20 protein-coding genes and 1 pseudogene are annotated in these 22,411 nt (G+C 42.4%); 11 read left to right on the forward strand and 10 right to left on the reverse strand.

Annotated features, from left to right (window positions below; translation table 11 throughout):
- From F6K53_RS21255 to F6K53_RS21265, 3 genes and pseudogenes are all read left to right on the forward strand, one after another.
- A pseudogene (locus F6K53_RS21255) lies at positions 1-542 on the forward strand (hypothetical protein); the annotation flags it as partial.
- 97 nt (positions 543-639) lie between these two features.
- Positions 640-846, forward strand: a complete 207-nt coding sequence (locus tag F6K53_RS21260) for a glycosyltransferase (protein ID WP_293069786.1) — start codon at positions 640-642, stop codon at positions 844-846.
- A gap of 241 nt (positions 847-1,087) precedes the next feature.
- Positions 1,088-1,855, forward strand: a complete 768-nt coding sequence (locus F6K53_RS21265) for a hypothetical protein (protein WP_293069766.1) — start codon at positions 1,088-1,090, stop codon at positions 1,853-1,855.
- 278 nt (positions 1,856-2,133) lie between these two features.
- On the opposite strand, the gene F6K53_RS21270 is transcribed toward F6K53_RS21265, so the two are convergent.
- The 6 genes from F6K53_RS21270 to F6K53_RS21295 all read right to left on the reverse strand — a co-directional run bounded on the left by F6K53_RS21270 (position 2,134) and on the right by F6K53_RS21295 (position 10,942).
- Positions 2,134-3,195 carry a class I SAM-dependent methyltransferase gene (locus F6K53_RS21270; RefSeq protein ID WP_293069764.1) on the reverse strand — a complete coding sequence of 354 codons (1,062 nt, stop codon included), beginning with the start codon at positions 3,193-3,195 and terminating at the stop codon, positions 2,134-2,136.
- A gap of 41 nt (positions 3,196-3,236) precedes the next feature.
- Positions 3,237-4,649, reverse strand: coding sequence for a methyltransferase domain-containing protein (locus F6K53_RS21275; RefSeq protein ID WP_293069762.1), 1,413 nt, complete (start codon positions 4,647-4,649; stop codon positions 3,237-3,239).
- A gap of 150 nt (positions 4,650-4,799) precedes the next feature.
- Positions 4,800-8,138, reverse strand: a complete 3,339-nt coding sequence (locus F6K53_RS21280) for a glycosyltransferase (RefSeq protein WP_293082136.1) — start codon at positions 8,136-8,138, stop codon at positions 4,800-4,802.
- Between the two features lie 123 nt (positions 8,139-8,261).
- Positions 8,262-9,233, reverse strand: coding sequence for a glycosyltransferase (locus tag F6K53_RS21285; protein WP_293020440.1), 972 nt, complete (start codon positions 9,231-9,233; stop codon positions 8,262-8,264).
- 152 nt (positions 9,234-9,385) lie between these two features.
- Positions 9,386-10,135, reverse strand: a complete 750-nt coding sequence (locus tag F6K53_RS21290) for an ABC transporter ATP-binding protein (RefSeq protein WP_293069758.1) — start codon at positions 10,133-10,135, stop codon at positions 9,386-9,388.
- Positions 10,136-10,942 (reverse strand): ABC transporter permease, encoded by an 807-nt coding sequence (locus tag F6K53_RS21295; protein ID WP_293020438.1) that lies wholly within the window; start codon positions 10,940-10,942, stop codon positions 10,136-10,138. It lies immediately after the preceding gene.
- 288 nt (positions 10,943-11,230) lie between these two features.
- Between F6K53_RS21295 and F6K53_RS21300 the strand changes: the two genes are divergently transcribed.
- From F6K53_RS21300 to F6K53_RS21330, 7 genes are all read left to right on the forward strand, one after another.
- Entirely contained in the window at positions 11,231-12,919 is a 1,689-nt protein-coding gene (locus tag F6K53_RS21300; RefSeq protein ID WP_293082139.1) for a capsule biosynthesis protein, read from the forward strand.
- A 413-nt stretch (positions 12,920-13,332) separates the two neighbouring features.
- Complete coding sequence (locus tag F6K53_RS21305) at positions 13,333-14,304, forward strand: glycosyltransferase (protein ID WP_293069754.1); 972 nt, start codon at positions 13,333-13,335, stop codon at positions 14,302-14,304.
- A 27-nt stretch (positions 14,305-14,331) separates the two neighbouring features.
- Positions 14,332-15,096, forward strand: a complete 765-nt coding sequence (locus F6K53_RS21310) for an FkbM family methyltransferase (protein ID WP_293069752.1) — start codon at positions 14,332-14,334, stop codon at positions 15,094-15,096.
- Positions 15,097-15,321: 225 nt separating this feature from the next.
- A complete protein-coding gene (locus F6K53_RS21315) occupies positions 15,322-16,260 on the forward strand; it encodes a glycosyltransferase (protein WP_293082142.1) in 939 nt (312 codons plus the stop codon).
- A gap of 271 nt (positions 16,261-16,531) precedes the next feature.
- The gene (locus F6K53_RS21320; RefSeq protein WP_293043957.1) at positions 16,532-17,605 is read left to right on the forward strand and encodes an N-acetylneuraminate synthase family protein; all 1,074 of its coding nucleotides are present in this window, start codon (positions 16,532-16,534) and stop codon (positions 17,603-17,605) included.
- 15 nt (positions 17,606-17,620) lie between these two features.
- Entirely contained in the window at positions 17,621-18,427 is an 807-nt protein-coding gene (locus F6K53_RS21325) for an SDR family oxidoreductase (protein WP_293028617.1), read from the forward strand.
- Positions 18,428-18,473: 46 nt separating this feature from the next.
- A complete protein-coding gene (locus F6K53_RS21330; protein WP_293069750.1) occupies positions 18,474-19,946 on the forward strand; it encodes an aldehyde dehydrogenase family protein in 1,473 nt (490 codons plus the stop codon).
- Here F6K53_RS21330 and F6K53_RS21335 read toward each other — a convergent pair.
- From F6K53_RS21335 to F6K53_RS21350, 4 genes are all read right to left on the reverse strand, one after another.
- A complete protein-coding gene (locus F6K53_RS21335; RefSeq protein WP_293043963.1) occupies positions 19,921-20,043 on the reverse strand; it encodes a hypothetical protein in 123 nt (40 codons plus the stop codon). The genes F6K53_RS21330 and F6K53_RS21335 overlap by 26 nt on opposite strands.
- Positions 20,044-20,156: 113 nt before the next feature.
- Positions 20,157-20,780, reverse strand: coding sequence for a DUF938 domain-containing protein (locus F6K53_RS21340; protein ID WP_293069748.1), 624 nt, complete (start codon positions 20,778-20,780; stop codon positions 20,157-20,159).
- 212 nt (positions 20,781-20,992) lie between these two features.
- Positions 20,993-21,262, reverse strand: coding sequence for a type II toxin-antitoxin system RelE/ParE family toxin (locus F6K53_RS21345; RefSeq protein WP_293069746.1), 270 nt, complete (start codon positions 21,260-21,262; stop codon positions 20,993-20,995).
- Positions 21,259-21,831: a hypothetical protein gene (locus F6K53_RS21350; protein ID WP_293069744.1), complete on the reverse strand. Its 573-nt coding sequence runs from the start codon at positions 21,829-21,831 to the stop codon at positions 21,259-21,261. The genes F6K53_RS21345 and F6K53_RS21350 overlap by 4 nt, the downstream gene beginning before the upstream one ends.
- A gap of 321 nt (positions 21,832-22,152) precedes the next feature.
- Between F6K53_RS21350 and F6K53_RS21355 the strand changes: the two genes are divergently transcribed.
- Positions 22,153-22,386, forward strand: a complete 234-nt coding sequence (locus F6K53_RS21355; RefSeq protein ID WP_293028600.1) for a hypothetical protein — start codon at positions 22,153-22,155, stop codon at positions 22,384-22,386.
- The last annotated feature ends 25 nt before the right edge of the window (positions 22,387-22,411 follow it).

The raw sequence follows: 22,411 nt of genomic DNA on the forward strand, positions 1-22,411 counted from the left end.
ATTTAATTGAAAGGGGTGGTATTACTGGAGAAATTGATTTTCTGTCAGTGGATATTGATAGTAATGACTATTACGTTTATGAGGCTATTTCGGTTATACAACCTAGAGTTGTTTGTTTAGAGCATAATCATTCCTATCCACCACCTCAAGAATGGATCATGCCCTATGACCCTAATTATCGCTGGGATTATAATTCTACGGCTTATGGAGCTTCTCTTGTATCTTTAGAGAAGCTAGCTCGCCGTAAGGGGATGGTGTTAGTAGGTTGTGGATTATATTCTGCCAATGGATTTTATGTGCGTGAAGATTTAGTCAATGATGCCTTTTCTCCTCCCTTTACTCCTGAGCGCTTTTTTAATCCTTTAGACTATCAAAAAATTGTTAGTTTTCCTCGTAGATATGCGGGGGCGATAAGTTTCCTAGAAAGTCTACTGGATAAGGGAAGCAACTCTCATCCCTTTAAGATAATCCGGAGACTCGGGGGGGGTGTAAGGATAAAAATAAAGCAATTCTTAAAGCAAATACTGGAAAAAGATAATTGAATCCAAGCACTTTTGAGCATGTAATTCCATAGAAAAACTAAAACTCTGACTGCTCAATTCATTACTCAAAACCCTATATCGTAACGCCCAAGCCCTAATTTATACCAGCCGCTATGAGGGATTTGGTTTGCCCACCCTAGAGCCAATGGAATGCCAATGTCCAGTTATCTTCCGCTTAACCTCTTCCTTGTCTGAATTGGTAGGAGATGCAGCTAGTTTATTTGAGCCAGATTCTGTGGATGGACTAGTTAACACTATGGAAATAGTTGTAGAAGACTCAGAACACCGGGCATCTATAGATTGAGAAAGGACGGCAACGTGCTAAGCTTTTAACATGGCAAAAGACTGCTCAACTGACTTTGGATGGTTATCGCTCAATTAGGTCATGAATCCTGGACACCGCTATAAGTTTCTCAGCAGTATCAGTTGCTAATCAAACCCCGAACACGGTAGTATTTAGATTGATGTGAGGTACATTTAATGTATAATACAACCAATGATAACTAGTGACCAAAAATTTGGTTGGGTTTTAAGGTAATACAGTCATGAATAAACAGGATTCAGTTATAGAACAAATTCAACAAGACCGCAAGATTCAAGCAGGGGATGATCCACGAAGGTTAGAGCATTTTGGATTTAAGATATATTCTCAATCGGATGAAGACGGCATTATAGAGGAAATTTTTAATAGAATTGGTGTAAAATCCCAGGTTTTTGTGGAGTTTGGAGCAGAAACAGGAGAAGAAAACAATAGTCGTTATCTTTTAGAAAAGGGATGGACAGGATTGTGGCTAGAATCCTATCCAGACTATGCACAAGCTATTCCAGCCAATCAGAAAGATGCCATCGGGGAAGGTCGCTTAAAATTTATCGAAGCGGTAGTTAACGCCGAAAATATTAATGATTTAATTGAAAGGGGTGGTATTACTGGAGAAATTGATTTTCTGTCAGTGGATATTGATAGTAATGACTATTACGTTTATGAGGCTATTTCGGTTATACAACCTAGAGTTGTTTGTTTAGAGCATAATCCTGCCTATCCACCACCTCAAGAATGGATCATGCCCTATGACCCTAATTATCGCTGGGATGGTAATGCTACGGCTTATGGAGCTTCTCTTGTAGCTTTAGATAACCTAGCTCGCAGTAAGGGGATGGTGTTAGTAGGTTGCGGATTATATTCTGCCAATGGATTTTATGTGCGTGAAGATTTAGTCAATGATGCCTTTTCTCCTCCCTTTACTCCTGAGCGGTTTTTTAACCCTTTAGACTATCAAAAAATTGTTAGTTTTCCTCGTAAACAGATTCAGTAGAGCAAAAACTTGACCCTGGTCTGTTAGCAGGATTTTAGAAGCTTATTACTTTGGCAGTTTTGACAGTTCATTGGCTTATAACCTTTGCACTGTCAATAGTTTCACCAGGTTCCGTTTTTTCCTAAGGTTGATCCTTGAAAATTTGGCGTTGCTGAACTCAAGGATGAGTTATTGAAAGCATTAGTCTCTTGCTGCTTAAATCCCCCTGCTCCCGTGACCAACAAGATTGGGGGTCACAGAGATTAAAATTATACCATCATTAAGCAACGCCGAAAATTTTATTCGTTATCTGTAGGGATACCAACAAACCTTTTGAATTTGAACCACAGCGTTCGCAATTTCCAAAACTTACTTGTCTTCATGGCCGCAACTTCTAGTTTGGTGTGGTGTAATTCGTCTTGAATTTGTTGCAGTTCTATAATTTTACTCTCTTGAAGCTGTTGTGATTGAACTAGCTGTACTTTGGCATTTTGTAATTGCTCTTGAGTTTGTTGAAGTTTAGTTTGACCTAGCTTTACTTTGGCGTTGGCGTGTTGTAATTGCTCTTGAGTTTGTTGCAATTGCTTTTGAGTTTGTTGTAATTGCTCTTGAGTTTGTTGAAGTTTAGTTTGAGTTTCTTGCAATTCTAGGATTCCGCTATCTTGAAGCTGTTGTGATTGAACTAGCAATGTCCGCAACTCATGAAGTTCTTGTAACTCCTTGGAGAGTTCTTGAGTCGTTTTAACTCGACCACAGGCAAGGGTCGTTGAGTACTCGTGGTCTGTAAGACGAAATTTGACAATATCATGCCATAGATAGTTGGATCCAGGCCAAGTTTCAACAACATCATGAAAAGCCATCCATCCTCCAACTTTCATCAGGGGTAATAATAACCCAAAATCCGTCAGCACATCTAAGTATTCATGAGAACCATCAATAAAAACAAAGTCAATCGTCTTTTCTCCAGTTAATTCACCCCAACGCTTCAGAATTTCTAAAGAATATCCCTGAAAAGATTTGATATAAGGAGTCAGTTGGTATTTATCAAGGTTTTCTTTCCAGACCTCAAAGACACTCTTTTCTGGTATGTCGTGACATTGCCCTATCCATGGATCAATACAGTAGATCTTGCGATTAGTCCCTACACAGGCAAACGCCATAGCTGCCGTAGACCTTCCTTTATAAGAGCCAACTTCAACAATAAGAGCATCCTCAGGGAGGGACTTCACTTTATTGAATAAGAACTCTTCTTGGCCAGGAACTAGGAAACCATCAATGGTTTCAACAGCTTCTTTTACCGTCTCATAACTGTTGAATGATTCCTTAGCACTGACAACTTGCTCAAGCAGCTGATCAACCATGATTAAACTCCTATTTTAGCTGACGTTAATTATTGAAAATTTTATTCGTTATCTGTAGGTAAACCGACAAACCCTTTAAATTTGAACCAGAGCGATCGCAATTTCCAAAACTTACTGGTCTTCATGGCCGCAATTTCTACATTAATTACCTTCAACTTAGCCTTAGCTTCGTTCAGTTGGTTCTGAATCTGCTGTAATTGATTTTGCTGAAAATGCTGAATTTTTTCCTGTGACTGTGCCAATTGTGATTGAGTATGCTGAAGTTCTGAGTGTATTTGGGTTAATTGTGATTGAGTTTGTTCATTTTCTGAGTTTGATTGATTTAATTGTGACTGAGTATCTTGAAGGTCTAAGTTTGATTGATTTAATTGTGACTGAGTATGTTGAAGGTCTGAGTGGGCTTGGATTAATTGTGATTTAGTCTGCTGGAGGTCTGTGACAGTTGCACTGACCTGAGAGCGCAAGGAAGCTATCTCTTGACCCTGTTGCTCAATAATCTTCAGAAGTTCAGCACGCCTAGTCTCGATAGTTTGATACTGAACTTGGATGTTTTGATACTGAAATTTGAGTTTATTAAAGTCAGAGGATTTGTCCAGTAATGCCTGAACCATTCGCCCAGATTGACTCTTGAGCAGATAGTAACTAATTTGCTCATCAGTATAGGGAACAAAAGGCTGCCGACTAGCTACGAAAAACATATCATAGTCGAACAACTGTTGTTCAAATTGCAGAAACTCAAAACCGAGGTTCTTAAAGAATTGCGACACCCCTCGCCGACTCAAAAGATGGATATGCTCAATAGGTTGCATTAGCTTTAAAAAATGATCCTTTTGAGCAACCATCTCTGAATAGGTTTTACCCTCTTCATAATTTGGCATCTGGACAATGAAAATACCATCTTCCTTGAGAAGAGATGCCCCATGGCTGATGGTAGCCACTGGATCAGGTAGATGCTCCATGACATCGTAGAGTACGATAGCATCAAAAGATTCTGGTTCTAGCTGCTGATCCTCGAGCGGTCCTGACAAAATGGGCATATTGAATGTCTGTTGGGCAAATTCCACAACCCAAGGGCTAAGCTCCAGACCCATAGCCTCAAAACCTGCCCAGCCCATCATTGCCACAAAGCCACCATGAGCACAACCTAACTCAAGCACTTTGGCTGGCGGTAGTTTATAAGCCATCAGAGTACGCAGCCAGTAGAGGCATCGCTCTGGTAAGTCTTGACGGGCTCGTTGACGAATATCAGGAAAACCATAATGCTCGGTCTGATAAGACAACCAGTACTCTTTACCGTAGAAGTCATGGTTATCATCCTTTATACGGAGCTGCTCAGCCCTCAAACCAGTTTTTGACACTAGAGTGCCACATTGAGAGCACGCCAAGTAGTCGGGGGAAAATTCAGTTAGCTCAGTATTTCCACACCAACAGATATGTCTTAACGTTTGTGTCATCTTGTTGTTGTAGGGAGGTGTTGATAAATTAGCTCGAACTTACGTCTGATCACAAGTCCGGATTGAAAAGCCTTTTTTTAATTAAGTCCCCAGAGAGGGAATAAAAATAAAGGGTCTTAAGAATTAAGACTTGGAAAACTAGGCAGTTATCTACAACAGGTTAATATTCTGTAGTACCGTCAAACCTATCAACGCTAATCCCCCACTACCCATGACAATTCTGACCCTGCGGAGAACCTGAGGCTTCATATAGCCAAGATAGCCCACCATACCTAACATTAGTGCAATGGACAACAAACTACCGCCAAGAGAAAAGAATAGATTTCCTTGGACAGGAGAAACGAATGAGGTTAGTTTTACTAGAGTCCTATCAGCATACATAGCGGTAGATAGCAGTAGTAAGTTGATCCCTAAAATTAGACTAACTACTGGAACTAACAGAGGTTTTAGTCGAAACCAGCCTACCCGCAGTTTCCAGAATTTACTGGACTCCATTGCCGCTAGAGTTGACCCCGCTTCTTGAAGTGCCCGCTGTTTTTGTTGAAGTTGAGCCTCTGCGTACATCAATTGCTGTTCGAGATCTCCTGACGGAAGCTGAGTTGGCTGAACTTGAATTGGGGACGGACTTGGGGGTAGCTGTTCTTGGATTTGAGCCTGTAACTTCCTGAATTCTCCCCAAAGGGGGGAACCTAGACCAGTACCATCATTTTTGATGGTCTTGGCAGTTTCGACCAGAACCTCTACCACGGTATCGGCCATCTTTGACCAGGAAAATTTCTTCGCGTGTTCAAACCCATCAGCAATCAACGGGTTACGAACCTCTGGGTTTTGAACTTTGTAGAGCGCATCAATCAGCTCGTAAACATTAGATTGATCCACATACAATGCTGCTTCCCCAGCTGCTTCAGGAAGAGAGGAGTGACGACAGGTAATTACAGGGCAACCACAAACCATTGCTTCGGTAACTGGTAATCCGAACCCTTCGTACAGAGAGGGGACAACCAGAGCGATCGCACCAGAATACGCTACTTTTAATTCTTCATCACTCAGGGGCAGAACCATCGTTGTTATCCCTTCTGCCAGGGCAGCTAGCTCAGGTTCTAACTCAGGTCTACCACCGACACAAATTACCCCAAACTCTTCCTTATCCACCAGCTTAGATAATGCTCTGAACAGAAAGATAGCGTTTTTATAGCCATTAACACCAGTTCTTTCTCCTACTAAGAGTAAGTAAGGTTTGGTCACCTTGAATTTAGTCTTAAACTCATTGATATCATCATCGCTTGCCGGGGAAAAAACCTTTTTGACCCCACAGTGAGCTACCGTTACCTTGGACGGGGAAATATGGGGGAAAAACTTAATCAGATCTCGAGCCGTATTTTCAGAGATCGTAATATAACGTGAAGCGTGTAAGATACCGTAATGCTTTTCTTTCCAACCTGCTTCGTTAAGATTGGCACCAATCACCTCTGGAATCATGTCATAAGCCATAAATACAGAAGGAGTAGATAGGGGTGCGGTATAGTAGCTGGAAATGAATAGATCAGCCCCCTTTTCATCACAGATTTCCTGCAACAAGTCAGCATCTGCTCCCGTTTTGTTGTAATCGTAAGCTCGAATAGGGCGATAGCGAATTCCAGGAATCCTCGGAGCCGTTCCAGCCCGGTCTAAAACAATCACATGGTCAGCAAAGCCATTAGTTGCCCATTCCTCTAGCAAAGACTTCCAGACTTGGGAAATCCCAGAGTTAGGAAAAAATTGGAAAAATACCCCATCAACCACAATTTGGGGGAATGGTATTTCAATCTTCATAGTTTGTTGCTGAAATTCTTCCAGTTGCAAAAACTGCCATTTTTCGCCGTCAGGCTCCTTCTGAGCAATCGGCACTATACCACAGATATCCGCCGGTTCAACCAGGGTTTCATCTTCAACCCAAGATAAATGTTGACGCAGAAAAACCGGAAATTCAGACTGCTGCTGTAGTCCCTGCCACTCGGCCAGAGCATTCTGGTAGCCGTAGTAGCTCTCCTTAAACTGCAATTGTTCCGGTGTTACATAAGCAAAATGTTGAAAGACCAGTCCCTGTGCTTCGGTTTCTCGATGTAGGAATGGATTGATGCTTGCTACATCTTGCCCATGATTAGCTGACTGATTTGACTGATTAGTTGACGACGGTTGGACTAGCCTTGGGGGTTCGTGGGTTGCCCAGACAGCTCCCGGTTGAAACCTCCACACACGCAACCATTCCTGTTTGGGGTTTTGTGTATAGCAATTGCGACTGCTAACAATTAAATTTTTTCCAACGAAATACCAACACCAGAAGAAAGCAGCCGTCTTGTCAGGTTGGTCGATGAACATCTGTCGGGCTTTACAGATTTGCTCAGTTGTCCACAACTCATCCACATCTACCTGCCACAACAGACACTCTTGTTGGATATTCTCAAGGGGAGCATTCACCATTTCTCGCTTGCCCTCCCAGAAAACCCCATCAGGTTTGCGATAGACGGTGATCTGGTCAGGGTAGCGTTCCATCAGTTGGTCGAGATACTCTGTGGTGCCATCAATACTACGACCATTATGGTGAATTTCATCACTGACATACCCACCCGTAGCTAAACTCCAGGCAGTATCATGCTTCAATTTCGCTACACCTTCAATAATGTGCCAATGCCATCGGAATGGCAGTTTACTAAAGACGTCAATATGATAGCGAATGAAGGGTTCACCATTGATAACAATCGTAAAAAAATTGATTGGAAGAGGGGTTGAGGCTTCACCTGACTTTTCAGCTGAATGAGGGCTATCCGCTTTAGCAAAAATGGAGTAACCATTGCGCACAGAAGCATTTTGCTCAATCAGTTTATAGTTTTTATCTCTTAATAACCGATGGTGATTACTATAATTTTTGTAGGTACAAATATTATCAAGTAGGATAAATTTTGATCCGTAAACCTGATCCAATTCAACCTGAGCCGTGAACTTGGAGCCGTCGATTAAGACTAGATCAAAATCCTCGATCTGGTTTTCTTGCTTAATCGTTTCAATCCCATCTCCAGAGGTTCCCATTTCCCTAACATAATCGATATCTTGACGAAGCAAACCTAAGACTTGTTCAAGAGGGTAATTATTTAGAGGGCTACGATGGGAATGATAAAATTTCCTAACCTCATATTCCCTAGGAAACTGCTCTAGGGAAATTGATGAAATATTGTAGCACTTGACAAAAGAGTCCTGCCGATAGCGTTCCTTTAACTCAGCAAAACGAGGTTGTGAAACCTCCATACAGAATAACACTGGATTAGACGGGTTTTCCCGGAGTCCCTTCACAAACGCTTCGGTGCTTCCCGCACCGGATGAAGACCTGATTTCTAGAACCGTCTTGATATCTTCTTCCCGAGCTATCCTCTGAATCGCTTTATAAAAATCATCGTCTTTAATCTCAGGAGCAATCACATAATCTAGTTCTGATTTTGACCTATTACTTGGCATATGACACAGCTCCTCACACAAACCTGAAAAAAACTTGGCAATAACTTTGGCAAGAGATAACCTCTAACCTGTTAGTCTTTCTAACCTGTTAGTCTAATCTGTTAGTCTAAGGTACTATCCTAATCAGACTTGTTCCAAATTTTTCAAGTTGAGTTTGATATTACCACTTTTTCCATTCTGATTTATTCCGCTTTCCATCTCAGCAATTTTGGCAATCTGAGCAATTTTCGCCCGGGCTTGCTCTAATTCAAGCTTCAGGGCATGGTATTCCGTTTCAATGGCTTGATATTTGTTTTCAAGGGCTTTATAGTTGAAATTTAGTGTATTTCTACCGTTTTCGGCGTTTTGAAGCCATTCTCTGAGGTTAATGATGAATTCCTGATATTTTAGGATTCTTCTGTTCAACCAGTAGGAATCTTTATACATTGGGCATTGGTTCTGAATACTATGGGCTTCAGGTAGAGATTTTCTTAACTGACTAGAAAGTCCCCCTGCATAATAGGATGCGATTGTCCGAGGATAGTAACACAATTTCACAGTCTCATTCTGGATTAGCCTCAGAAACCATTCATAATCCGATGATATTTTGTAGCGTTCATTGAAAAGCCCTATTTTAGAGAAAAACAAGTTAGCTCTGGAGAAGCTGGCTTGGTGAGGCAAACATCCACAGATCAGTTCATCAGCTACGTCTTCAGGCAAGGGAGGTTTCACTAAAATGGTAGACCCAGATTGCTCTCTAACCTCTAGGTCTCCATACAAAAAATCACAGGAGGGATTTGCCAACAGGAAGTTAACGGTATCTTGGATGACCTTTTTATCAAGATAATAGTCATCTGAATTAATAAAAGCAATAAACTCACCAGACGAGTACCTAACTCCCTTATTCATTGCTTCATAGATACCGCCATCAGGTTCGCTAATAAATCGGCTAATCTGATCACTATATTTATGAGCAATCTCCTTAGTTTTGTCTTGGGAGTTGCCATCAATAATAATGTACTCTATATCCTCATAGGTCTGAGAGACGACACTCTTGATCGCTCGCTCTATAAATCGCTCAGCATTTTTACATACAGTTATAATTGAAATCCTCACACGTCCTCCTCGGAATTATCACTATCAGGGTGATAATACTGGTTTTACAGGTTTAACTATAGGGTTTAACTATATTCCAACTGCTCAGATTACCATCTTTCATTTACCTTAAGCTTTTAACGTTTGTTTAAAACTTTTAACTTTTTTTAAGGTTAAACCACTTCGGTAACACTATTCAAGTAACAATCGACTACCTCATTGCTCTCTCCCGCTAACTTTATCCTGCCTTTGTCTAACCAAATCACCCGCTTGCAGTAATGGCGCACAAAGGATAAATCATGGGAGACCACTAAAACAGTGGCATGAGCCTCCCAAAATCTTTCCATGCGTCGCTGGCACTTAATTCTAAAACTTTGATCCCCTACGGATAACACTTCATCTAAAATTAAAATATCTGGCTGTACATCAGTGGCAATGGCAAAGCCTAGCCGCGCTGACATCCCTGAGGATAATCCCTTCACTGGCATTAACTTGTAGTCTTGTAGCTCAGCAAACTCCAAAATCGATGGGGTTCTCTGTTTCATCTCTTGTTTAGAGAAACCTAGCATCACGCCATAGAGTTTGATGTTATCCACTACGGAAAGTTCGGGATCGAATCCAGCTCCTAGTTCAATCATCGGAGCGATTTCACCTCTTATCCATACCTGACCCCCTGTCGGCTGTAAGATTCCACAGATAACTTTAAGTAGGGTTGATTTCCCTGAACCATTCGGTCCAATGATGCCGATTTTTTCCCCAGGTTTTACTGCTAGATCAATATCATCAAGGACTAAATTCCTGGAAGGTTTGCGGTATTTTCCCTCCAAAAATGATATTATAGTTTTTTTGAGGTCATAGGAAAACTCTTCTTGGGTTCTTCGCCACAATGAAACCCGATCGAGTCTAATAACTTCTTCTGTCATCTATAACAAATCCATGAAGTGAGGCTGCCAAACTCGAAAGCAAGTCCAGCCTAAGGATACAATTACTATGGCACTTAGGCATGAGTGTCCAATTAACCCTACATTTGGCAAACCTCCTGACAAAGAAATCTGTCGAATGCTTTCAATAATCGGCAATAAAGGATTTAAAAACAAAAAGGGTCTAACCGCCTCTGGGACAATTGCTGCTGGATAAAAGACTGGAGAGCTAATCCAGATCACAAAGCATACTAATTCATAGAAATAAGGTAAATCCCTAAAGAAAACATAGAGAACACTGACGAGAAACCCGATGCCGATACTAACCAAAATTAAGGCGATTAACGGAAGACTCAACGCTAGCAAATTGACTACACTTTTTGAAGTAAGCAACGTGACAATAGCTAGGAGAGGAAAGCTGCCAACAGCTAACTGAAACACATTAGCAGCAATGGTTGAAACCGGAAAGACACTTATTGGTAAACGAACTTTATTCAACAGGGCACCATTGCCAACTACACTGACTAATGCTTGGTTGGTTGAAGCGGAGAAAAAGTTAGTCACAAGCAACCCAGTAAAAGCAGCCAGAATATAGTTAATGGTTGAGTTGTCATAATAGGAGGCAAAGGTAGCACCGAAAATTGCTGTATATAGTCCTGTCATAATCAAAGGATTTAACAAAGACCAATATACTCCCAGAAGCGATCCTCGATAACGTCCCTTCAGATTTCGCTCTGTTAATATATACAGCAACTCCCAATAGCGCTGGAATTGCCACCGTGCGGTGTTAGCCTTGAGGGATAAGGTCATAATTTATACACCGAAGATATAGAACCGAAGATATAGAACCGAATATATATATAGGGATTCAAGTTAGCCTCCCCACTGGTTCTTAGATGCGCATTTTTAGAACCATAACATATACTGCGAAGAAATTCGCCCTGTCGTGTTCCCACCCCGCACTTTTGGTTACGGCGCGTTCGCTTCCGGAGCGCACCCGTTCTGTTTCGGTGTGTATATTCTTATCATAGTTTAGGGAAATTTGTCGAGTAGGAACTTGGTATAATCCCTTGAGAAGTAAGTATCTGACTTGATTATATGTCTCTGACTAGTGCTGACGAACTAGAGCCAAGTCCCTTACTTTCTTGGCAACTAGGGCAAAGTAACTTGTTAGATTGGCGACCTGTTATCGAAACTAACCCCTCCCTCTGGAGAGAAGCCAAGCAACGGTCTCACCAGGGACCTCAGGTGCTAATGGCAACTACCGTAGGGGGATTAGCGCCACTGTCACTACCAGAAAGTCTACTAGCAGTAGCCCTTACCCTCAGAGGAGCAGAGGTTCATACTCTCCTGTGTGACCATTCTCTGCCTGCCTGCCTCAATCTTCAAAAACTGGATACACCTCAAGAAAGGATTGAAAACTATGATTTAGAAACGATCAAGTGCCAAAACTGTTTCGCAACCGGTCGTTATCTGTATCAACCGTTGCAGTTGACGAACCATGTCTTTAGTGAACTGCTCACTGGGCTTGATAGGCAAGAAGCCAAACAAATTGCAGCACACGTAAGGCTATCAGAGATTGAAAACTATTGCCTGGGCAACTGGAATATAGGTGAACATGCCTATGCTGGGGCGTTGCGCTATTTTACCAGTGGGAATCTAGATAACGAACCCAAGAGTGAAATCGTGGTGCGTCGATATTTTGAAGGGGCTTTGCTGACTGCGTATGCTATCAGTAAGCTACTGTCTAAGTATAATTTTAAGGCTGCTTGCTTCAATCATGGCATCTACTTACCTCATGGCATCATTGGTGAGGTGTGTCGCTCACGCCAAGTGCGGGTGGTTAACTGGGCTATTGCCTATCGTAAGCGTTGCTTTATTTTTAGCCACGGAGACACTTATCATCACACTATGCTCAGTGAGCCTCTCCATGGCTGGGAAACCATGCCTTGGACTGAGGCAATGACAGATGACATCCTACAGTATTTGAAAAGTCGATGGCAGGGCACTCGGGATTGGATTTGGTTTCATGAAAAACCTGATGAAGAATTTAGCCGAAATGCTGAGGAGATGGGGCTTGACCTGAACCAGCCAGTGATTGGGATGCTCACTAATGTAATGTGGGATGCCCAGTTGCACTATCGTGGCTTAGCTTTCCCCAATATGCTAACGTGGGTACTCCAAACGATTGAGTATTTTGCTAAACGTCCTGACTTACAACTGCTGATTCGGATTCATCCGGCAGAGATTCGGGGAACGTTGCCTTCTCGCCAACCTTTGTTGCCAGAAATCAAGAAGGTCTGGTCTCAATTGCCTAAAAATATTTTCATCATTCCTCCAGAAAGTCCTGTGAGTACCTACGCAGCGATGGAGCAGTGCGATTCGGTGATTATTTATGGGACAAAAACTGGAGTAGAGTTGACCAGTGTAGGCATTCCGGTGATCGTTGGTGGTGAAGCTTGGATCCGAGATAAGGGAATTACTATGGATCCCTCTACCGCAGAGGAGTATTTCCAGTGCTTGGATCAGCTACCCCTTGGTGAACGGTTGGATGCCAATGCCCTTAAACGAGCCAGGATGTACGCCTACCATTTCTTTTTCAGACGGATGATTCCCCTACAATTTACCGAACCCATATCTGAAAATCCTTACGTGAAGCTGAATATTACTAGCCTAGAGCAATTACTTCCTGGTGCAGATCCAGGTTTGGATATTATCTGTGATGGAATCTTGTCTGGTTCTCCTTTTATCTATCCAGCGGAACGGTTGGGAATTGATCGCGTCTAGATTGGTGGAACGGGCATCAGGGGTGGAACGGGCATCTTGCCCGTGATCAATTTCCGGCATCAGGGGTGGAACGGGCATCTTGCCCGTGATCAATTTCCGGACGGACTATCCCAACCAGGCGCGAAGAGGCGGAAAATCAGGGCGAGCCTTTTGGTGGTGCGTTACGGGGCTACTGGCTACGACGTTGAATATGATGGCAAGGCGCGCCCCTAACGCACCCTACGCACTGCTTCCTGCTCCCTTTGATAATCTAAAAATTTTTAGATTTATATATCCATAACGAGCTGGTATTATAACATAAATAATGGGATAGTTTGATATCATTATCCCCGAGGGTGACACTATAACGGCCAAATCAGGTTAAGCTCAATAGCTTGGTGATGGCTCCATACAGGTGTGTTCAGGAGTGCCTTATGAACTATATCAAAATTCTGGCTAAGCCTTTTCGTCAAGTCAAAAAGTTTTATCACGGCTCATTGACTCAGTCTCCTATTCAACTAGCTAATCCAGGACTAGCTAATCCAGGACAATTGAGTCGTTTGAAGATATTAAAGTCTTTAGCTAAACCAGTAGTTACCTCTGATAAAACGTGCATGGTCTCGGTGGTGATAGGGAGTTATAACCGTAGACCTTTACTGGAAAAAGCGATTCAAAGTGTTCGAGATAATCAGATTCGCGTTCCCTATGAAATCATTGTGATTGACGGGGGGTCAACGGATGGTTCTTTAGAATGGCTAATTCAGCAGAAAGATATTATTACTATCATCCAACATAACCGAGGGGAATTCCAAGGAAAGCCACTCAAGCGCCGCAGTTGGGGGTATTTTATGAATCTTGGCTTTAAATCAGCTAAAGGGAAATATATTTTGATGATCAGTGATGATTGTCTGCTATTACCAAATGCGGTTAATTTAGGGCTGGATAAGTTTGAAGAGGTGGAAAAAGCTGGCATCAAAATAGGGGGAGTAGCTTTCTATTTTCGGAATTGGCCAGAGGATCAAGAATACTATGTACAACATACCCTTGGTGGCAAGCTGTTTGTTAATCATGGTATGTACTTAAAAGAAGCGCTAGCAGCAGTTGACTGGGCGGATGAAGAGCGATATATCTTTTATAAAGCTGATGGGGATCTCTGTTTAAAGATGTGGGAGCTTAATTATGAGATTGTAGATTGTCCAGGGGCTTATGTTGAACATTATTATGATAGCAATGAAGCGGTTCGCCAGACTAACAATGCTGTTTTAGACCATGACCGAGAGGCTTACTTGCAGCGATGGGAAGGAATTTATTATCATCGATATAAGCGGGATCTCCGGAGACGAGTAACTAGGTTCTATGAGGACAAAACTAGAACAGCAGACCAGTTTATGAACTTAGTTTATTAAGTTGTCGAGGAGTAAATAAATAAATAAATGGCTTCGGTGAAACAGGAAATTAGTCGGTTGGTAAATCGTCTGTTAGCGTCCATGAATTTAAAGTTGCTAAGGCTTTCAGACTACAAACAAATTGTGGAAGCGAGTCCGGACCCAGGACGGGATATATGGCGATGGGTTCGTGAAACCTATTCGATTAAGACGGTGATTGATATTGGAGCAAATAATGGGGATTTTGCAGAATTTTTAGCCTGTTACTTCAATGCTAAACAGACCTATGTATTTGAACCATTGCCATCTTATCTATCAGACTTAGAAGGAAAAGCGGCTAAGATTCCTAATCTAAAAATTTTTAATGTGGCTTTGTCGGATTATGAAGGAGAAGAGTTCTTTTATGAGAATTCATACGGGCCAGCTTCTTCGATGTTACGCATAAGCGAACTATGTAAGAAGGAATTTCCACAGACATCAGGAGAAAGTGAAATTAAAGTAAAGGTTTGCCCCCTGGATGACCTATTACAGTCAGAATTAGAGTCTGATCAATTGGAGAGAGATGTTTTTATAAAAATTGATGTCCAAGGGGTTGAAGATAAAGTGATTAAGGGAGGAAAAAAGCTATTTTCCCTAGGGCGATGTGTTCTGGTAGAAATGTCATTTGTTCCTCTGTATAAGGAACAACCATTATTTGAAGAGGTACATGACTGTTTGGTAGAGTTAGGTTACCGATTTGCGGGAATTAAAAATCAAATTAATTCTATCAAGTCTGGACAGCCATTATTCTGCCATTGTTTGTATGTCCGTTAGGGTTGTGCAAGCTATCAGCTATCAGCTATCAGCTATCAGCTTATGCGCTACAGATGGTGCTACTTGAGATGCTTTTTAATAAAACAGGTAAGCATTGGTTTAATCTGAGTTAAGTCACAGGCTGGAAGCCTGTGCCACAACTGACCACTGACCACTGACCGCTGAATGCTGATAGCTGAATGCTTACGTTAATTTTTAAGAGTGAAGGTGAGGAGTGAAGGAACCATGAAACTTTCTGTTGTTGTTGGTACCTATAATCGATTGAGTCTTCTGAAGCAATGTATTACTAGTATTCTTGAACAAACATCAACCCCTACAAAAATTTATGTAACTGATGCGGGGTCTGATGATGGCACTATTGAGTACTTAAATGCGATCGCATCGGAAAATCCACAGGTGATTCCGGTTTTGGTGGGCGAAAAGCTTGGTCAAGCTAAAGCCTATAATGATGTGTTCAGACTGGTAGATACTCCCTATGTGTGTTGGGTCAGTGATGATAATGTAATCGTTAACCAGGGTCTAGATACGGCGGTAAAAATACTTGAGGAAAAGCCGAAGATCGGGATGGTAGCTCTGAAAGTCAGGGATAAACAAGGCCCCTTCGTGAGTGCCCCTTACATCGGTGGTGTTTCAGTAGTTGGTGTATTAAATGTTAACCAAGGTGTGCTGAGAACTTCAGTATTAAAACAGGTGGGTGGATTCTGTGAAGTATTTCGAGATTATGGGATTGATCCGGATTTGACCACGAAAGTTTTATTTTCAGGGAATGATATCGTTTATACTAAAAAAATTGCTATTCATCATTACCGGAATTGGAGTTCGGATCCTAATTCTCCAGAATATGCCCAAATGATGGAGAGGCAAAAGCAGTATAAAGCCCTTTATGCGGAACGGTACTCAAAGTATGCTAAAGCAGGTTGGTTATGGCAACTGAAAAAGTATCTTTGGGCATTGTTTCGTAAAGGGATCGGGTTTGATCAACACTACAATTCAGACCAACCGATCTTCTGGAATCTCATCCCTCGGGATTGGCACAATATCATGACCAGTCGGTATATTAGTATCACTGATCCGATGACTACTCAAGGTAAAAGTTATCACTTAATTCAACATTGTCCAGGATATCTACGACCGAGATCATTTCAAGTCGAGCCGTTATCCTGATAGCTATCAGCGGTCAGCTATCAGCGGTAAGCTTAAGCGCTACGCGCACGCTACGCGAACAGTTATCAGCTAATGCACTAAATCACAGGCTAGAAGCCTGTGCCACGCTACTTGAGGTGCTATCAGTTATCAGCTAAAGGCTGACGGCTGACGGCTGACGGCTAAATGCTGAGAAAAAGATAAATACGTATTGAAATCCTAGCTAATTAATGGTAAACCATTGGACAGTGGTGAAAAACCGATAGGAATTTATTGGTTGTAGGAGTGTAAAATGTCCCGAAGACTGACTATTAATGGCTTTGAAATTAATGATGATAGCGATTGCTTTGTAATTGCTGAAATTGGGAATAACCATCAAGGTAGCTTGGAAAAGTGTAAAGAAATGTTCCGGATTGCTAAGGAATGCGGAGCAAATGCGGTAAAGTTACAAAAACGAGACAATCGTACGCTTTACACTAAAGCTGCTTTTGACAGACCTTATGACCATGAAAATAGTTTTGGTTTGACCTACGGTGAGCATCGGGAGTTTCTAGAATTTGGTGCTTACGAATATCAGGAACTGAAAAAGTATGCTGAAGAAGTAGGGATTACGTTTTTCTCTACTGCTTTTGATATTCCGAGTGCGGACTTTTTGGGTGAGTTGGATATGCCAGCCTATAAGATCGCTTCTGGAGACCTTAAGAGCTTGTCCCTAATTAAACATGTTGCCCAATTCCAGAAGCCGATGATCGTTAGCACCGGTGCAGCTACTTTAGAAGATGTGCAACGGGTTTACGATGCGATTATGCCGATTAATCCCCAGTTGTGTATCCTCCAATGTACGGCAAGCTATCCAGCGGACTTTGAAGAACTTGACCTGAAGGTGATCGAAACTTATCGGGAACTGTTCGGTGATATTGTGATTGGTCTATCTAGCCATGACAACGGTATCGCTATGGCAGTGGCGGCTTATGTTCTCGGGGCTCGTGTGATTGAGAAACACTTTACCCTGAACCGGGCGATGAAAGGAACAGACCATGCTTTCTCGTTAGAACCGACAGGGTTGCGCAAGATGGTAAGAGACCTCAGACGCACTCGCCAAGCCTTTGGGGATGGGGTGAAGAAAGTACACCTGAATGAACGTCCTGCTTACTTCAAGATGGGGAAAAAACTGGTGGCTGCGGATAATTTACCTGCAGGACATGTTTTAAGGCCAGAGGATATCGCGATGAAATCCCCAGGGGATGGTTTACCCCCCTATGAATTGGACAATGTGATTGGTAAAGTCTTAACCAAACCCCTAAGGGTGGATGAGTCGATTACGTTGGCTGGGTTGGTGGAAAATGTTGAACAGGTTGCTGTGTAGGGTGTTGTTGGCTTTGTGAACTATTTTGACCTCTCTGGCAAAATCGCTATTGTGACTGGAGTCTTAGGTAAACTTGGACCGGTGTGGAGTCGGGCATTACTGGATGCTGGCGCAACGGTTGTGGGGATAGACCTACCATTGGCTCAGGTGCCAAGCTCCTTTGAGACACTTCAAGGGCATTATCCCAAGACTCGTTTGTGTTTGGAGCGGGGTGATATATGCGATCGCACTTCCATGACTACAATCCGCGATCGCATCCTGACTGACATGGGCATTCCTGCCGTGATTGTCAACAATGCTGGGATTGACCAACCTCCTGGTCCAGTGACAACCTATAGCTTGGACGAGATCCCCCTAGAGATTTGCCGCAAGGTGTTTGAGGTGAATGTCTTGGGAGCATTCCAGGTGACCCAAGTCTTCGGTAGCCCGATGGTGGAAGCTAGACGAGGTTCAATCATTAATATCGGTTCGTTGTATGGGAGCGTATCTCCCGATGCCCGGTTTTATGAGCATCTGGAGTGCGACCCTCCTTTTTTGAAACCCCCTGCCTATGGGGCATCGAAGGCAGCACTGGTGAATTTAACCCGGTACTTTGCTACCCACTGGGGACCCTTTGGTGTCCGGGTTAATGCCCTTTCTCCGGGAGGAGTATTGGGTGGACAGGATGAGGAATTCAAAGGTCAATTTTGCGATCGCGTTCCTCTAGGACGGATGGCCGAGTTTGAGGATTTACTTGGCCCATTAGTGTTTCTGGCATCCGATGCCTCTGCCTATGTCACAGGTATCGAACTCCGAGTCGATGGCGGTTTTACCGTGTGGTAGATTAGACTGGTTCCCTACTCCCTGTTCCCTCAAGGGGTAAAAAATAATGGCACAAGACTATTTACCGAGCCAAGTCTTGAACTGGATTGATGGTCAACAAATAGCAGCAGTCACAGGAGAATGGTTTGATAAGCTAGACCCCACTAATGGTCAAGTGCTATGTCAGGTGGCTCGCTCAAGAGCAGCAGATATTGAGCAAGCGGTAAGGTCAGCTAAACAGGCTCAACCGGCTTGGGCTGATACTCCCCCGGTACAACGGGGTGCTATCTTACACGAGATTGTCCTAGGGATGAAAGCCCGTCAGGAGGAGATTGCCAAGATAGTAGCAGCAGAAACCGGTAAGTCCTATGGTTCAGCTTATGGAGAAACTGGCGGTGCGATCGCATTAGGATTATTCTACGCGAGTGAAGGACAACGGTTGTATGGTCGCACCACTACCAGCGGTGTGGTTAATAAATATGCCATGACTGTGCGTCAACCTCTGGGAGTCGCTGGATTAATTATTGCGGCCAATACTCCCATTGCTAATGTAGCCTGGAAAATCTTTCCAGCACTGGTTTGTGGCAATAGCGCGGTATTAAAAGTAGCAGAAGACACTCCCGCCACTGCTTGGATAGTTGGACAAATTGCTCAAGAGGCTGGGTTACCCCCTGGTGTCCTCAATATTATTCAGGGATATGGTGAAGAAGCGGGCGCTCCCTTGGTTGCTCATAATGATGTGGCTGTGGTTAGCTTTACGGGGTCTACAGAAGTAGGACGAATTGTGCAACGGGTAGCTGGGGAGCGCTTTGGCAGGGTATCCCTGGAGTTGGGGGGTAAGAATCCCTTGGTCGTGTGTGATGATGCGGATTTGAACAATGCCATCAAGTGGACCTTACTCTCAGTGTTCAGTAATGCTGGTCAACGTTGTGCTTCTGCTAGTCGAATCATTGTCTTTGACAGCATCTATGATCAATTCCGTGACCAATTAGTGGAGAAAACTAAGGAATTAAAATTAGGTCCGACTGATCAGGATGACCTTGGTCCAGTGATTAATGAGCAACAGTTGACTAACATGATTGCAGCGGTGAAACAGGCACAGCAAGCAGGAGCAACGGTGTTGGTGGGAGGCGATCGCTTAAAGGACCCTGACCATGCTACTGGTTTCTATATGGCACCGACCCTGCTAGAGAATGTAGACCCCCACGCAGAAATTTCTCAATGTGAATTATTTGGTCCGATTGCTAGTCTCTACCGGGTCAAAGACTTTAAGGAAGCTCTTGCTCTTGCTAACGATTCTCCCTATGGCTTAACTGCTTCGATTCACACTCGCAACATCCACCGTGCAGTACGGTTTTGTGAGAAAGTCCAAACTGGGGTAGCTGTAGTGAATGCCGGTACTTATGGCAGTGAACCCCATATGCCCTTTGGTGGACTCAAGCAATCCGGTAATGGTACCCGTGAACCAGGCACAGAAGCCTTGGATGTCTATTCTGAGTTGAAGGATATCTATATTAATATTGATCCTGAGCAATTTTGATCGTAAGGGAGTAGGGAGTAGGGAGTAGGGAGTAGTTGATGTAGGGTGGGCAGTGCTTATCAAAGCTACTACAGGCTTGGAAATTTATATTACGCACTGCCCACCCTACGATTATTTTTATTTACTGTTGGTGGGCAGTGCTTATCAAAGCTACTACAGGCTTGGAAATTTATATTACGCACTGCCCACCCTACGATTATTTTTATTTACTTAGGTATGTTTAAATACTAACGAAAGATTATTAGCTGGCATTTGATAAGTTTTTTCAAGGATGAGATTATGATTACTGGCAACCTCTACAACATCTTCTAAATTACGTACTCCCCATTCTGGGTTTTGTTGTCGTAAATAGGAGTCAAAATCAGCATTGGAAAGTGCAGTGTGTTTATTACCTTGTTTGTAGGGACCGTATAAATATAGAATATCTCCTGATGAAAGGATACGACCAGCACCTGCGATTAATCCTAGACAAGTAGACCAAGGCGAAATGTGAATCATATTAATATTCACCATCGCTACAATATCTGGTATTTCTGATAGTATTTCCGTTTCTACTTTCCAAACCGGCTGACTGACATCAATATCAAGGGGTTGATAAAGGTTGTCGCTAGGGGAATGGTTAGCCCAGGCGATGATACTTTCACGAAGGGAAGCATCAATATCGGAAGGAATCCATTTTCGAGGGTTTAACTGTTGTGCAAAATAGATAGCATGTTCTCCGGTACCGCTAGCAATTTCTAAAATTGTGCCAGTGGCTGGTAATATCTCTAAAAGTACTTGTAAAATTGCTTCCCGGTTGCGCTGGGTTGCTGGGGCGTATTTTCGGCTGTCCACTAATTTTTCTCCCCGATAATGATAAGAGTGGGAACAGGCAAGATGCCCATTCCACCATCAGAGTGGGAACAGGCAAGATGCCCATTCCACCATCAGAGTAGGAACAGGCAAGATGCCCATTCCACAAAGCTATTAAAATCATCCCACATTTAGGCAACGCTATTAATTTTATGTCGGCGGCATTCCTGTTACCTTTGCTATTTTAGATTGCTTTAAGGAAAATAACGATAAAATTCTCGTCTATGGAGAACACGGGAGAATATGATAGTATCCCCTTTTAGGAAAAATCCAATTCTATAATCCCCTACACGAATTCGATAGGCATTATCTTCTCCTTTTAATTTTTTGATGTTTTTGATATCCCTAAGATTTTGACAGGAAATAATATCCTGAAAGGTAAACTTTTTAATCGTATTATAAAAAGGGGTGCTTTTCAGAGATTTAAGATCCTTAATAAAGGTTGGAAGATATTCAGTTTTCATTCTTTGTCGAGTTCTGCTAATGCTTCTTCCAAACTTAAAGGTGTTTCATCTTTAACTTCCATCATAGCACGATATAGTCCTTCATCTTCAAAGCTTTCAATTAAACGTTTATAGTCCTGAAAATCAATTAATACTTTCTGGATATTACCTTGATTATCGGCAATCAATTCTTGTGCTAATGGATAATATTTAGGGTTTATTATTTCCTCTTCATTGCAGAAACTTTTGACTCCAATCTTAACTATATAAATAGCTACTGGAGTCGCCAATGCCAGGGGCAAATTACCAGATGCAGCTAGAGATGCAACCAACGCAGTAGTTACTCCAGCGAGTCGATCGTCTCTAAATTCATCTTGACAAATTATATGGCGACACCGCCTGGCTAAATTTTGCAACCAACTCTCTTGTATATCTATTCTCTCTATTCCGGCTTCCGAAGCTATAATTTCAGTCGCATACTCCAAATCTCCTTCCTCTTCTTCTATCTCATTAAGGGCAGCCAAAGCCTCTGGATAATTTGCCAATTGATCCCGAAATTGCTCAATTTCTTCTCGTGTAACTGTAATCATAGAATTATTCGGTTTAAATGCTTAATTTTATTATAGCATTTTTCAGTAATTTGAGGGTAAAATTATTTCATTTTAGGTAAAAATAGTACCTAAAATACCGCGCTAATGCCCCACAAAGTTCAAACTATATACGATTGAGTTTATCAAAAATGTAAACAAATAAAAACTAGTTTATCTTCCCACAATTACCATACTTACTACCCTCCCCACCCTCTCCACAATCTCCATATTTCGTAATAAAAAAAATTTTCTAAACCCCTTGACATTTTATGTATTTATTAATAAATTATTATTATCAACCTTTTCAAACAATAACTAGTCATGAATCAAAACATTAACCCCAACTCCGATGACAATCAAAACCCTGACAATCAAGGTCGCAAACCTAAGAAAGTCAAGCACATCTTGATCGGTTCTCCTAAACAAGTTCGCCATACTATTTATGCCATTTATGCCCTTAAATACGCCTATCCCGATGAGTGGAGCACTCCGGAGCCTACGGAAAATCCTGGTGAGGTTATGACCACTTTGATTCGGTATTTGTACTTAGACTAGGATAGGGGTTTGCCAGGGTTTGCCG

The sequence above is a fragment of the Moorena sp. SIO4A1 genome (assembly GCF_010672065.1).
GTDB lineage: Bacteria > Cyanobacteriota > Cyanobacteriia > Cyanobacteriales > Coleofasciculaceae > Moorena.

What these genes read in the sequence shown, in the direction of transcription:
- F6K53_RS21265 (WP_293069766.1), top strand. Translation starts at nt 1,088, where the DNA reads ATGAATAAACAGGATTCAGTTATAGAACAAATTCAACAAGACCGCAAG.
- F6K53_RS21270 (WP_293069764.1), bottom strand. Translation starts at nt 3,195, where the DNA reads ATGGTTGATCAGCTGCTTGAGCAAGTTGTCAGTGCTAAGGAATCATTC.
- F6K53_RS21275 (WP_293069762.1), bottom strand. Translation starts at nt 4,649, where the DNA reads ATGACACAAACGTTAAGACATATCTGTTGGTGTGGAAATACTGAGCTA.
- F6K53_RS21280 (WP_293082136.1), bottom strand. Translation starts at nt 8,138, where the DNA reads ATGCCAAGTAATAGGTCAAAATCAGAACTAGATTATGTGATTGCTCCT.
- F6K53_RS21290 (WP_293069758.1), bottom strand. Translation starts at nt 10,135, where the DNA reads ATGACAGAAGAAGTTATTAGACTCGATCGGGTTTCATTGTGGCGAAGA.
- F6K53_RS21295 (WP_293020438.1), bottom strand. Translation starts at nt 10,942, where the DNA reads ATGACCTTATCCCTCAAGGCTAACACCGCACGGTGGCAATTCCAGCGC.
- F6K53_RS21300 (WP_293082139.1), top strand. Translation starts at nt 11,231, where the DNA reads ATGTCTCTGACTAGTGCTGACGAACTAGAGCCAAGTCCCTTACTTTCT.
- F6K53_RS21305 (WP_293069754.1), top strand. Translation starts at nt 13,333, where the DNA reads ATGAACTATATCAAAATTCTGGCTAAGCCTTTTCGTCAAGTCAAAAAG.
- F6K53_RS21310 (WP_293069752.1), top strand. Translation starts at nt 14,332, where the DNA reads ATGGCTTCGGTGAAACAGGAAATTAGTCGGTTGGTAAATCGTCTGTTA.
- F6K53_RS21315 (WP_293082142.1), top strand. Translation starts at nt 15,322, where the DNA reads ATGAAACTTTCTGTTGTTGTTGGTACCTATAATCGATTGAGTCTTCTG.
- F6K53_RS21320 (WP_293043957.1), top strand. Translation starts at nt 16,532, where the DNA reads ATGTCCCGAAGACTGACTATTAATGGCTTTGAAATTAATGATGATAGC.
- F6K53_RS21330 (WP_293069750.1), top strand. Translation starts at nt 18,474, where the DNA reads ATGGCACAAGACTATTTACCGAGCCAAGTCTTGAACTGGATTGATGGT.
- F6K53_RS21345 (WP_293069746.1), bottom strand. Translation starts at nt 21,262, where the DNA reads ATGAAAACTGAATATCTTCCAACCTTTATTAAGGATCTTAAATCTCTG.
- F6K53_RS21350 (WP_293069744.1), bottom strand. Translation starts at nt 21,831, where the DNA reads ATGATTACAGTTACACGAGAAGAAATTGAGCAATTTCGGGATCAATTG.
- F6K53_RS21355 (WP_293028600.1), top strand. Translation starts at nt 22,153, where the DNA reads ATGAATCAAAACATTAACCCCAACTCCGATGACAATCAAAACCCTGAC.